This window comes from Streptomyces sp. NPDC059371 (assembly GCF_042751995.1).
Lineage (GTDB): Bacteria > Actinomycetota > Actinomycetes > Streptomycetales > Streptomycetaceae > Streptomyces.
On record NZ_JBHYXD010000003.1, the window covers coordinates 172,562 to 184,809 of the forward strand.

Here is a 12,248-nt window from a genome sequence, read left to right on the forward strand (position 1 = left end):
CCGCCGGGCCAGCCGCGCGCCGGCCGGCGGCGCCGGCACCGGCGCCCCGCGCCCGCCGCCGGCCCGCGGCCCCCGGGCGGGCGCGGGGGCCCGGCCCCCCCCCGGCCCGGCTCCGGACTCGCACGCTATCTGGTCACGAAACTGGTGGCCGCGGCCGTCAGCTTCCTGGCCACCCTCGTCATCGGCTTCGTCCTGTTCAGCCTGATGCCGGCCGACCCGGTGCAGTCCATCACCCGCGGCCGGCCGACCAGCGACGCGCAGATGGCGCAGCTGCGCCATCAGCTCGGCCTGGACCAGTCGGTGCCCGAACGCTTCCTCCACTTCGTCACCGACACCCTGACCGGTCACCTGGGAGACTCCTGGGAGTTCCAGCAGCCGGTCAGCTCCCTCATCGGCGACCGGCTGTGGCCGACCCTGCTGCTGATGGGCACGGCCACCGTCATCTCGGTGGTGCTCGGCCTCTGGCTGGGCGTCAGATCCGGCTGGCGGCACGGGAGCTGGCTGGACCGCATCGCCACCGGCGCCTCCCTGACGCTCTGGTCGGTGCCGACCTTCTGGCTGGGCATGATCCTGCTGATCACCTTCAGCGTCGGCATCGGCCCGATCCCCGGCTTCCTGCCCGCGGGCGGGATGAGCGACCCGGCGATCACCGGCGGCCTGGACCACTTCCTCGACGTGGCCGAACACCTCGTCCTGCCCTGTCTGACCATGGTCCTGGTGATCTTCGCCCAGTACGTGGCAGTCATGCGCTCGTCGATCATCGACGAGCTGGGCAGCCCGTACCTGCTCACCGCGCGGGCCAAGGGGCTGCGTGACGACGTCGTACGGCGCAGGCACGCGGTGCCCAACGCGCTGCTGCCCTCGGTCACGATGATCTTCATGCACCTGGGCACGGTGCTCGGCGGTGCCATCACCGTGGAGACCGTCTACTCCTGGCCGGGCCTGGGCCAGCTCAGCTACCAGGCCCTGAAGGTGCCCGATCTGCCGCTGCTGCAGGGCACGTTCATCGTCTTCAGCGCGTCGGTGATCCTCATGAACCTCCTCGCCGACGTGATCTACCGCTTCCTCGACCCCCGGGTGCGTGCCCAGTGACCCACCACGAACCCCTCACCGAGGCCGTCTCCCCGCCCCAGGCGGGGGCCGACCCCGCGCCGCCGCTCCCACCGGCCGCGGCGACGCCGCGCCGCAACGGATTCGCCGGCTTCGTCCGCTCCTTCGTCCGCATCCGCTCCGGCGTGGCGGGCCTCGGCATCCTGGTCGTGTTCGGCCTGCTCGCCCTGTGCGCGCCGCTGTTCATCTCCGGCAACGACCTCGACGTCATCAAGGTGGACGGCCCCTCGCTGCACTCCCCCACCGACGGCTATCCGCTCGGCACCGACCAGGAGGGGCGCTCCATCCTGCTGCTGGTCATCTGGGGAGCGCGCTCCTCGCTGGCCATCGGTCTGATGGCGACCCTGCTGACGGTGGTGCTCGGCAGCGCCGTCGGCCTGGTCGCCGGGCACTACGGCGGCTGGATCGGCAAGGCGCTGATGCACCTCACCGACTGGTTCATCGCGCTGCCCAGCCTGCCGCTGGCCATCTCGCTGTCGGCGGTGATCGGGCAGGGGTCCGCCTCCATCACCATCGCCATCGCGGTGACGAGCTGGTCGTCCACGGCCCGGCTGGTACGGGCGCAGACCCTCGCGGTGGAGGCCAAGCCGTTCATCGAGCGGGCCAGGGCGCTGGGCGCGGGCGGGCCGCAGGTGATGCTGCGGCACGTCCTGCCGAACGTCACCCCGCTGATCCTGGTCTCCTCCACGCTGACGGTGGCCTCGGCGATCCTGTCCGAGGCGACCCTGACCTTCCTCGGTCTGGGCGACCCGACCGGCATCTCCTGGGGCGCGATGCTCAACTCGGCGCTGAGCGGCGGCGCCGTCACCGCCGGCGCCTGGTGGTACCTGTACCCGCCGGGCATCGCCATCCTGATCGTCGTCCTCGGCTTCACCCTGACCGGCCGCGCCGTGGAGACCATTCTCAACCCGAGGTCGGTGAAGACACGTTGAACGCGATGCTGGAGGTCAAGGACCTCAAGGTCACGTATCGCAGTGGCGGGCGCACGGTGCCCGCCGTGCGCGGGGTGGACCTCACGCTGGACGCCGGACAGACGCTCGGCCTGGCCGGCGAGTCCGGCTCGGGCAAGTCCACTCTGGCGATGAGCCTGCTGCGGCTGCTGCCGGCGGCCGCCGAGGTCACCGGCCAGGTGCTGTACCAGGGCGAGGACCTGCTCACCGCGAACTGGAGCCGGATGCGCGCGGTGCGCTGGGCGGAGGCCTCCGTGGTCTTCCAGGGCGCGATGACCGCCCTCAACCCGGTACACACCATCGGCGACCAGATCGTCGAGCCGATCCTGCTGCACGGCCGCAGGGCCGGCGAGGAGGGCGGCCGGATCACCGAGAAGCAGGCCCGCGCCCGCGCGGCCGAGCTGCTGGAGTCGGTGGGTGTCCCGGCGCGGCGGATGCGCAGCTATCCGCACGAGTTCTCCGGCGGGCAGCGCCAGCGCATCATGATCGCGATGGCGCTGGCCTGCCGCCCGAAGCTGATCATCGCGGACGAACCCACCACGGCGCTGGACGTGATGGTGCAGGCCCAGATCCTGGACCTGCTGTCGGACCTGGTGCGCGACGAGGGCATCGGCGTCATCATGATCAGCCACGATCTGTCCGTCCTCGGCCAGATGTGCGACCGGCTGGCGGTGATGTACGCCGGCGAGCTGGTGGAGTCCGGCCCGTCCCGGCAGCTCCTCGACGACCCGAAGCACCCCTACACCCGGGCGCTGTCCCGCGCCTTCCCCACCATCGGCGACCCCGCCTCCCGCAGGGCTCCGGCCGGCCTGCCCGGCGACCCGCCCGACCCTGCCGCCCTCGGCCCCGGCTGCGCGTTCGCGGCCCGCTGCCCCGACGTGCACGAGCTCTGCGACACCACCCCCGTCGAGCTGTGGCCGGCCGGTCCCGGACGGCAGTCGGCGTGCCTGCGGGTGCTGCCCGGTTTCCCGAACCTCTCCACGGCCCCGCCCGTGCCCGAACCGTCCGCGGAAGGAGCCCGCTCATGACCGTCACCACCACGGGCACGGTCACCGGACCCGACGCGGCCACAGCGCCCGCGCTGGAGGTCCGCGACCTGCACATCACCTATCCGCCCCGGGCGGGCCGCGGGCCCGCCCGCGCGGTCGACGGCGTCGACCTCCAGCTGGGCCGCGGCGAGATCCTCGCCCTGATCGGCGAGTCCGGCTGCGGCAAGTCCACCCTGGCGCGCGCCCTGACCGGGCTGGTCAAGCCCACATCGGGCGAGGTGCTGTCCGACGGCGTGCCGCTGCGCTACACGAGCGCCGCCCTCAAGGCGCACCGCCGCAAGGTCCAGTTCGTCCTGCAGGATCCCGGCGGCGCCCTGAACCCGCGGCAGAACGTGTTCGACGCCGTCGCCGAGGGTCCCCGGCTGCACCGGATGAAGGACGGCCTCGAACAGCGCGTGCACTCCGCCCTGTCCAAGGCCGGGCTACGCCCTCCGGAGCAGTTCCTGTCGCGCTTCCCGCACGAGATGTCCGGCGGACAGCAGCAGCGCGTGGTGATCGCGGGCGCGCTGGCGCTGGAGCCCTCGGTGATCGTGGCCGACGAACCGGTGGCCTCGCTGGACGCCTCCGTACGCGGCGAGATCCTCAAGCTCGTCCTCGACCTGCGCCGCGACCTCGGCCTGTCCTCCCTGGTGGTCAGTCACGACCTGGGCCTGGCCTGGAACATCGCCGACCGGGTGGCGGTGATGTACCTGGGCCGGATCGTCGAGGTGGGCACCGTGGAAGAGGTCCTGCTCGCGCCGAAGCACCCGTACACCAAGGCGCTGCTGTCGGTGGTGTCCGCGGAGGGCGTGCGCGGCGAGCGGCGGCCCCAGCTTCTCCAGGGCGAGCCGCCGGACCCCACGGACGTGCCCGCGGGCTGCCGGTTCCATCCGCGCTGCCCGGTGTGGGCCGGCCTCGACCCGGCGGGCCGCGCGGAAGCGGGCTGCGACCGGCGGACGCTGCCCGTCCTGGCGGCGCAGGCGCCCGCGGGCGGTCGGGCCGCATGTCACCTCGCGAGCGTGTCGTGAACGCGACGGCGACACCGAGGTGCGCGGCCGGTGCCCGGCCGGCGCCGCCGCTGGTCGTACGTGACGTGGACGGCCCGCTGGAGATGGCCGACTGCATCGCGCTGTACGACCGGGTCATGGGCCTGCGCCCCGGCGACGGCAGCCTCAACCCTCGCCTGCTGACCGCCCTCCAGGACAACAGCGGCCTGGTCGTCGGCGCCTACCTCGGCGAGGCGCTGGTGGGATTCACCTACAGCTTCCTCGCCCGCGAGCGGGGCGCCGACGGGCAGGGCCCGCGCCTGTACCAGTACTCGCAGCTGGCCGTGGTGGCGCACGAACGTCAGGGCCTCGGCATCGGACGGCTGCTCAAGCTCGGCCAGCGCGACCGCTGCCTCGCGGAGGGGACGACGCTCATCCGCTGGGCGTACGACCCGATGCAGACCCGCAACGCCCACTTCAACCTGGACGTGCTCGGCACGGTGGTGGACGCGTTCAAACCCGCGATGTACGGCGCCTCGGGCTTCGGCGCCGCCACCGGCGAGTCCACCGACCGCTTCATCGTCTCCTGGCACCTGGACGCCCCGGCGCGGCCCGCCGCGCCCACCCCCGGTCCGCCGCCGGGCGGCTGGAGCGTCGGCCAGGTGTACGACGACGGCGACGACCGGATCGTGGTCCTGCCCGACGACTGGCACCGGCTGCGCGCCGAGGCCGGCCCGGAGCACGCCGCCCGGCTGCGCGGCCGCATCACGCCCACCTTCGCCCGGCTGCTCGCCGACCGCACGGCCGTCTCCTGCGTACGGCTGCCGGACGGGCTCGCCGCGTACCGCTTCATCCCCCGTGCCGCCGCACCCGGCACGCCCCCTAGCCCCTGACCGGGCCCCGCACGGTAGGACGACCCCGTATGACCGTCACCCTTGCCGAGATCGAGCTGGCGCTGGTCCGGCTCGATCTCGTCCACTCCTTCGAGACCAGTTCGCACCGCAAGTCGTACCTGGAGCACATCGTCGTCCGCGCGACCGCCGAGGACGGCAGCGTCGGCTGGGGCGAGTGCGCCTCCCCGACCGACCCGTACTACTGCGACGAGTCCACCTGGAGCTGCTGGCAGGTGCTGGGCGAGTACCTCGCCCCGATGCTGCTCGGCCGGCCCTGGGACCACCCCGAGGACGCTGCCGGGCTCACCGCCAAGGTGAGCGGCAACCACTTCGCCCGCGCCGGCCTCGACATGGCCTGCTGGGACCTGTACGGGCAGAAGCGCGGCGAACCCCTGGCCGACGTGCTCGGCGCCGGGGCCGACGCGGTGCCCGCCGGGGTCAGCCTCGGCATCGAGCCGACGATCGACGCGCTGCTCGCACAGGTCTCCCGGCACGTCGCCGACGGCTACCGCCGTATCAAGCTGAAGATCCGCCCCGGCTGGGACCTCGAACCGGTCCGCGCCGTCCAGGACGCCTTCCCCGGCGTCGCCCTCCAGGTGGACGCCAACACCGCCTACCGGCCCGAACAGGAAGCCGTACTGGCGGAGTTGGACGGCCGCGGCCTGCTGATGATCGAGCAGCCCTATGCCGCCTCCGACCTGCTCTCCCACGCCCGGCTCGCCGCGCGTCTGGACACCCCGGTGTGTCTGGACGAGTCGGTCACCACCCCGGACGTGCTGCGCACCGCGCTGCACCTGGGCGCGGCCGACGTCGTCAACATCAAGGTGTCCCGGCTCGGCGGGCTCGGCCCGTCGAAGACGGTGCACGACCTGTGCCTGGACGCCGGGGTGCCGGTGTGGTGCGGCGGGATGCACGAGTTCGGCATCGGCCGGGCCGCCAACCTGGCCCTCGCCGGGCTGCCCGGCTTCACCCTGCCCTCGGACGTCTCCGGCTCCGACAAGTACTACCGGCGGGACATCGTCACGCCGCCGATCCGCGCCGTGGACGGCATGGTCGCCGTGCCCCGCTCCCGGCCCGGCATCGGCCTCGACGTGGACCTCGGCCAACTGGGCCGGCACACCGTGCGCACCTGGACCATCCGTCCCCGCGCCCGTCTCACCACCCCTGAGGGGAAGGCAGCATGAAGGTCCTGATCTCCGCCGACATGGAGGGCGTCACCGGCGTCACCTTCCCCGACGACTGCGAGCCCGGCCACGCCCGCTGGGAGTACAACCGGCAGTTCCTCACCGCCGACGTCAACGCCGCGATCGCCGGTTTCGCCGCGGCCGGCGCCACCGAGATCCTCGTCAACGAGGCCCACGCCGACCAGCGCAACCTCCTCCTCGACCGGCTCGACAAACGGGCCACGCTGCTGATCGGCACGCACAAGCCGCTCGGCATGATGGAGGGCGTCGACCGCTCCCCCGACGCGGTCGCCTTCGTCGGCTACCACACCGGCGCCGGTGAGCCGGGCGTGCTCGCCCACACGTATCTGCCCAACACCATCACCGCGGTGCGGATCAACGGCGAGCCGGCCTCCGAGGGCCGGATGAACGCGCTGCTCGCCGACGAGTACGGCGTCCCGGTGGTCCTGGTCACCGGCGACGACCTGTGCTGCGAGGACGCCCGCGGCTGGGCGCCGCACGCCGCCCACGCCGTGGTCAAGACCTGCGTGGACCGCTACTCCGCGATCTGTCTGCCGCCCGAGGTGAGCGCCGCCCGGATCACCGAGGCCGCCCGCGAAGGCCTCACCGCCCTGCCCGCCCCCACCGGTCCGCTCGCCCCGCCCGCCGAGGGCTACACCTACGAGGTGTCCTTCGACGCCGCCCACCTTGCGCCCGCCGCCAGCTACATCCCCGGCGTCGTCCAGACCGACCCGCTGACCGTGCGGTTCACGCTTCCGACGATGTACGAGGCGATCCGCTGCTTCCGGGCGCTGACCCGGGTGGTCACCTCGGCTGTGGAGAACTGCTATGGCTGAGCCCGCCGAACTCCTCGCCCTGGCGCGCACGTTCGGCGACACGGTGCTGGAACGCTGGGAACGTCTGGTCGCGTTGGAGACCCCGTCCGGCGACCCGGACCGTGCGGCCGTGTTCGGCAGGGAACTGGCCGCGGGCCTCGCCGCCACCGCCGACCGCGTCGAACAGCCGCCGGGACCGGGCGGCGACCACCTGGTGGCGTACTGGAACGGGCGCGGGACGGCGTCCCGGGACGACGGTTCGCGCAACGGGCACACGCTGCTGGTGGCCCACAGCGACACCGTCTTCCCGGCCGGGACGGTCGCCCGGCGCCCCTTCACGCTCGCCGAGGACGGCGACACGGTCACCGGCCCCGGGGTCTTCGACATGAAGGGCTCCCTGGTGGCCGTCGAACTGGCCATGGACCTGCTGTCCCGTACGGGCGGTACGCCCAGGCGTCCGGTACGTCTCGTGGTGGTCAACGACGAGGAGATCGGCAGCCCCGACGGCAGCCGTCTCGTGGCCCGGCACGCCGAGGGCGCCCACGCGGTGCTCGGCCTCGAACCACCGCTGCCCGGCGGCGCGTTGAAGATCGGCCGACGCGGGGTGGCCCGGGTACGGCTGAGCGTGCGCGGGGTCAGCGCTCACGCCGGCCTCGACGCCGCGCTCGGCGTCTCCGCGATCGACGAACTCGTGGACCAGCTGGCAGGGTTGCGGGCGACGGCCGCCGTCCTCCCCGACGCCGCGCTGAACGTCGGCACGATCACCGGCGGTACCCGCGCCAACGTGGTCGCCGACCACGCCGAGGCGGAGATCGGCCTGCGCTACGCCACCGCCGAGACCGAACGGGCCCTGCTGTCAGCCCTGTTGGAACCGACCCCGGTGCGGCCGCGGGTCACCCTGTCCGCCGAGACGCTGTCCCACCGCCCGGCCTGGGCGATGGACCCGGCCAACCCCCTGGCCGCAGAACTCACCACGCTCGCCGCCTCCCTGGGCCTGGACCTGCCCCTCGGCTCCTCCGGCGGCGCGGGCGACACCAACCTCACCGGCGCGCTCGGCATCCCGACGGTCGACGGCCTGGGCCCGGCCGGCGCCGGCGCCCACGGCGAGGACGAACACGCCTCACTGTCCTCCCTGCTGGAGCGGGCGGCGCTCATCGCCACGTTCCTGGAAACCCACTGACTCCTGCATCGGCCCATCGCCCACCCTCACTCCCCAAGGATCCACATGCCCACCCTGCCCTCCGAGGGGCTCATCCGCCCCGCCGCGCCCAAGCCCGGTGACCGTGTCGCCGTCATCGCCGCCAGTGGACCGACCGACCAGGAGAACCTGGAGACCGGCCTGGAGTCGCTGCGCGGACTCGGCCTCCAGCCCGAGGTGTTCGCCTCCGCGCGGGCGACCGGCGAATACCTCGCGGGAGACGACGCGCTGCGCGCCCGCGACCTGACCGCCGCCCTCACCGACCCGGCGTTCACGGCCGTCTTCTGCGCGAACGGCGGCTACGGCGCCCAGCGCACCCTGGAACTCATCGACTGGGACGCCATCGGCACGCCCACCCCGCGCACCGTCATCGGATTCTCCGACGTCACGGCGCTGCTGGAGGCGGTGGCGGTGAAGCTGGGCTGGACGGGCCTGTTCGGACCGATGCCCGCCATCCGCGGCTTCCACCCCGGCCGGGCCGACTTCGACGGGCTCGCCGCTCTGCTCACCGACCCGGCGTCCGTCAAGGAGCTGCGCTTCCCCGGCTCCCGCCCCTTGGTCGGGGGCACCGCGGAGGGCGTCACCCTGGGCGGCACGGTCACCCTGCTCGCCTGCTCCTTGGGCACCGGCACCTCGCTGCCCGCGCGCGGCGGCATCGTCCTGCTGGAGGACGTGGACGAGGAGACCTTCCGGCTCGACCGCTTCCTCACCCAGCTCCGCCGGGCCGGATACTTCGACGGTGCGGCCGGCATCGTCTGCGGCACCTTCACCGACTGCGGCACACGCGAGCGCGTCGAGGAACTCCTGCACGACCGCCTCGGCGACCTCGGCATCCCGGTCCTCGTCGGCGCGGACATCGGCCACGGCGTGCCCCAGCAGACGTTCCCCATCGGCACCCGGGCCAGGCTCGACGCCGACTCGGGCGTCCTCACCTTCCTGAATCCCGTACTCACCTGAGCCGGCAGGCATGACCACCTCGGCGGGAAGGCCGGGCGCCTGAGCGCAGACCTCATCGACCGCGTACAGGCCTCCCCCTGGCCGGCGGACCGGGCCACCGGCCAGGAGTGAACCCGGTGACCGCCCGCCGAGGCGCCGAACATGGCTCCGGACCTGGCACTCAACGCCGGGTCGTCGAGCGCACATTCGTCCTGCACCGGTTCCGCCGCCCGCGGGTCCGCTGGGAGATCCGCGGGGCCATCCCGAAGCCGGCCTCACCCTCGGGTGCGTACGGACACAACTGGTGGCAGCGGTTCACGAGCCGCGTGCCAGGCAGTGGGGAGGGCGGCGACGCCCGTGCGAGCGGCGATCACCCCGCCCGCGATGGCACAGGTGGTGTCGATGTCACCGCGCCCGGCGACCGTGAACCAGAGGCCCTCGTGCAGGTCGTCGAGGCGCCCCGCCGCGCACCACAGGGCGTACGGGACGGTGTCGGGCCCGGACATCCTGTAGCCGGAGCCCAGGACCTCCGCAGCGTGCCGAACCGAGGTGTGCTCCGGCATCCGGGCCGCGATCCGCACCCCCGACCGGACGTCGCTGTCGGGGAGTCGTTCGGCGACTGTCTGAAGGAAGTCCGGGCGTGCCGGGGCCGGCCCGCCCCGGCTGCGCGTTGCCAGCGCCGCGGCGAGGGCGACCGCCACCGCCCCGGCGATCGCCTCCGGGTGGTGGTGCGAGACGGCGCTCTGACACGCGGCCTGCTCGGCGACGACGTCGAGGTCGACGGCGTGCCAGGCGCCGAGCGGGGCGACGCGCATGGCCGCGCCGTTGCCCCAGGAGCCCTGGCCGCCGAACTGTCCGGCGACCACCTCCCGCCAGGGCTCACCCGCGCCGATCCGACGGAGCACGTCATGCATCGAGGCTCCGTAGCCACGGTGCGTGTCCTCGGCGTAGGCCGCCGCGAGGCTCAGAGCGAGGCGGTCCTGGTCCACGGTGCCGCCCCCCTCGGCGAGTTCCCGGACGAGAACAAGCGCCTGGGCCGTGTCATCACTCCACCGCCACAGAGGCTCCGACGGCAACGTCCGAGCCTCCAAGGCTGCCGAACCGTCCTGGCGCAGGATGCGGAACCAGCGGTCACCGAAGGCGTCACCGAATGCGAGCCCCTGCAATGAATCCAGTGCAGCCGTGGGAAGGTTGATCATCGGAGCAGTATCACAGCGCGCCGACGCTCCGGCCCACCGATTTTGACGCGGACACGCCTCTGATCGAACATGGCGCTGGGCGATCGCAGTTGCCGGCGCTCTTGAGGAAGTCGGGCGAGCGGACCCGTCCGCACAAATAACTGGGGATGAGGAATTTCAAGGCTCCGGCCGTAGCATCGTAAGCCCGTTCACACGGACCGGTAGATCCCCTCGGGATCATCGTGCGCCCATGCCGCGTACTCCTCGAAGCCCAGGTTGCCGATGCTCAGGTTCGCGTGGACGTCGTGGAGCCCTGCGGGAGTGGTGCGGAAATCGCGGCTGGTGACGGCGGGCAGCGCTCTCATGGATCCTTCTCCTCGGTGACGATCTGCTGGCGGCCTTTGCCATCAGGCTCGTCGCATGAGGCGAGCACGAGTCAGGGCCCACATGCCGCTGGCCCAGGAACTGTACGGCCGGTGGAAGGTCTGCATCGGCATGGGCAGTGTGTGGTCCGTACGGGATGACCGCGAGCCCCTACGACCGTGCGGGTTGGTTGGCGATCAACAGGGTGATATCGGCAGGGCTGAAGCCCAGGCCGGCGTAGATACGAGCGATGCTGTCCCGCGCGTAGGCGAGAAAGACCGTGTGCACTCCGTGGTCGCGGGCGTGGGTGGCCAGGGCCGTCGTGACCGCTGCCGCCAGACCCTGGCGGCGAGCAGTCGGGAGGGTGCCCACGCCGCCGATCTCGGTGGTGCGGTTGGCCGGGTGGTAGTGGCCGACGGCGAGCGGGGTGCCGTCCTGCGCGAGGGCGGCGATGAGTACCTTGTGCCCGGCGCGGACAGAGGGGCGGACGCTCTCGACTGTGCCGTCCGCGGTCAATTCCTCAGCCACTGCCGACAGTTCCGCACGGCCTGCAGAGCCCACAGCGGTGCCCTCCGCGGCGAAAGCCAGCCGAGGCAGAGCAAGAACCGCGGGGAGTGCCGGGTCGTCGGCCGTCAGCACTCGGATCGTGACGCCGTCCGGGAGCGGCTGCGGGAGGATGGGCAGGTGCGGGTCGAGGGCCATCAGCGGGCGTTCTGCCACCGGAAGGCCGACGGCCTCCATACGGGCGCGCAGAGCCGGAGCTGCCTCGGCGAGCCACTCGAAAGCCTCCGGCACGCCGAGTTCACGCTGCCTGGCACGCACCCGGGCGATGTCGGACGCGGTGACGCTCCCGGCGCTCTCCGCGGTGGGTTGAGCGTGGCTCGGGCCGCCGTAGTACGGGGTTCCCGGTTCCTTTCGTACGAACAGCCGTAGCGGGCCGAGCTCTTCGGCGTCGGCGAACAGCAGGGGCACACTGGCGTAGTACTGCTCGATTCGAGCACGCAGCGAGTCGCTCATGCTGGGCATCCCAGCACGGAGCAACCGCACAGCGCACCCGATAAACGAACCAGGGGACCGGCATGAACAATCCTCGCCATGCCGCCCGCTCAGGGGTCAGGGTTTGATGAGGACCTTCAGTGCCTCGCGTTCGTTCATGGACCGGTAGCCGTCGGCGATGTCTTCCAGGCCGAGGGTGCGGTCGAAGACGCGGCCGGGGCGGATGGAGCCGTGGAGGATGTGCGGCATGAGCTCCTCGATGTAGGCGCGGGCGGGCGCGACTCCGCCGGTGAGGGTGATGTTGCGCAGGAAGTCGCCGAATCCGAAGGGGACTTCGGGGTACTGGGGTGCGCCGACCCGGCTGATCGTGCCGCCGTCGCGGACCACGCCGAAGCTCTGGGCGAGGGCGTCCTTCAGCCCGACGCATTCGAGCACCTTGCGGGTGCCCTCGCCCCGGGTCAGTTCGCGTACCCGGGCGACGCCCTCCTCGCCGCGTTCGGCGACCACGTCGGTGGGGGCGCACCCCCCGGCCCCGGGGGGGGGGGCCCGGGGGGGGGCCCGGCGGGCGCAGGGGTGGGGGCCGCCGCCCCTGGCGCGGGTTATGGCGGGCC

At 72.7% G+C, this 12,248-nt stretch carries 12 protein-coding genes and 1 pseudogene; 9 read left to right on the forward strand and 4 right to left on the reverse strand.

Features of this window, described 5'->3' with window-relative positions; all coding sequences use genetic code 11:
• The 9 genes from ACFXGX_RS03245 to ACFXGX_RS03285 all read left to right on the forward strand — a co-directional run.
• A partial coding sequence (locus ACFXGX_RS03245; RefSeq protein WP_384784115.1) for an ABC transporter permease occupies positions 1-1,092 on the forward strand: 1,092 nt, incomplete at its 5' end.
• Entirely contained in the window at positions 1,089-2,042 is a 954-nt protein-coding gene (locus ACFXGX_RS03250; RefSeq protein WP_384784117.1) for an ABC transporter permease, read from the forward strand. The genes ACFXGX_RS03245 and ACFXGX_RS03250, both read left to right, overlap by 4 nt.
• A 5-nt stretch (positions 2,043-2,047) precedes the next feature.
• Positions 2,048-3,088, forward strand: a complete 1,041-nt coding sequence (locus ACFXGX_RS03255; protein WP_384784119.1) for an ABC transporter ATP-binding protein — start codon at positions 2,048-2,050, stop codon at positions 3,086-3,088.
• Positions 3,085-4,116, forward strand: coding sequence for an ABC transporter ATP-binding protein (locus tag ACFXGX_RS03260; RefSeq protein ID WP_384784121.1), 1,032 nt, complete (start codon positions 3,085-3,087; stop codon positions 4,114-4,116). The genes ACFXGX_RS03255 and ACFXGX_RS03260 overlap by 4 nt, the downstream gene beginning before the upstream one ends.
• Positions 4,092-4,967 carry a hypothetical protein gene (locus ACFXGX_RS03265; protein ID WP_384784123.1) on the forward strand — a complete coding sequence of 292 codons (876 nt, stop codon included), beginning with the start codon at positions 4,092-4,094 and terminating at the stop codon, positions 4,965-4,967. Before ACFXGX_RS03260 ends, ACFXGX_RS03265 begins: the two co-directional genes overlap by 25 nt.
• Positions 4,968-4,996: 29 nt before the next feature.
• Positions 4,997-6,151 carry an o-succinylbenzoate synthase gene (gene menC, locus ACFXGX_RS03270; RefSeq protein ID WP_384784125.1) on the forward strand — a complete coding sequence of 385 codons (1,155 nt, stop codon included), beginning with the start codon at positions 4,997-4,999 and terminating at the stop codon, positions 6,149-6,151.
• A complete protein-coding gene (locus ACFXGX_RS03275) occupies positions 6,148-6,987 on the forward strand; it encodes a M55 family metallopeptidase (RefSeq protein ID WP_384784127.1) in 840 nt (279 codons plus the stop codon). The genes menC and ACFXGX_RS03275 overlap by 4 nt, the downstream gene beginning before the upstream one ends.
• Positions 6,980-8,146: a M20/M25/M40 family metallo-hydrolase gene (locus ACFXGX_RS03280; protein WP_384784129.1), complete on the forward strand. Its 1,167-nt coding sequence runs from the start codon at positions 6,980-6,982 to the stop codon at positions 8,144-8,146. Before ACFXGX_RS03275 ends, ACFXGX_RS03280 begins: the two co-directional genes overlap by 8 nt.
• Before the next feature lie 45 nt (positions 8,147-8,191).
• Positions 8,192-9,121: an LD-carboxypeptidase gene (locus ACFXGX_RS03285; RefSeq protein WP_384784130.1), complete on the forward strand. Its 930-nt coding sequence runs from the start codon at positions 8,192-8,194 to the stop codon at positions 9,119-9,121.
• 254 nt (positions 9,122-9,375) lie between these two features.
• Here the strand turns inward: ACFXGX_RS03285 and ACFXGX_RS03290 are convergent, their stop codons facing one another.
• The 4 genes and pseudogenes from ACFXGX_RS03290 to ACFXGX_RS03305 all read right to left on the reverse strand — a co-directional run.
• Positions 9,376-10,299, reverse strand: a complete 924-nt coding sequence (locus tag ACFXGX_RS03290; protein WP_384784132.1) for an ADP-ribosylglycohydrolase family protein — start codon at positions 10,297-10,299, stop codon at positions 9,376-9,378.
• 188 nt (positions 10,300-10,487) lie between these two features.
• Positions 10,488-10,643 carry a DUF6924 domain-containing protein gene (locus tag ACFXGX_RS03295; protein ID WP_384784134.1) on the reverse strand — a complete coding sequence of 52 codons (156 nt, stop codon included), beginning with the start codon at positions 10,641-10,643 and terminating at the stop codon, positions 10,488-10,490.
• Between the two features lie 169 nt (positions 10,644-10,812).
• Positions 10,813-11,658 (reverse strand): GNAT family N-acetyltransferase, encoded by an 846-nt coding sequence (locus tag ACFXGX_RS03300; RefSeq protein ID WP_384784136.1) that lies wholly within the window; start codon positions 11,656-11,658, stop codon positions 10,813-10,815.
• 96 nt (positions 11,659-11,754) lie between these two features.
• A pseudogene (locus tag ACFXGX_RS03305) lies at positions 11,755-12,150 on the reverse strand (zinc-binding dehydrogenase); the annotation flags it as partial.
• Positions 12,151-12,248: the final 98 nt, after the last annotated feature.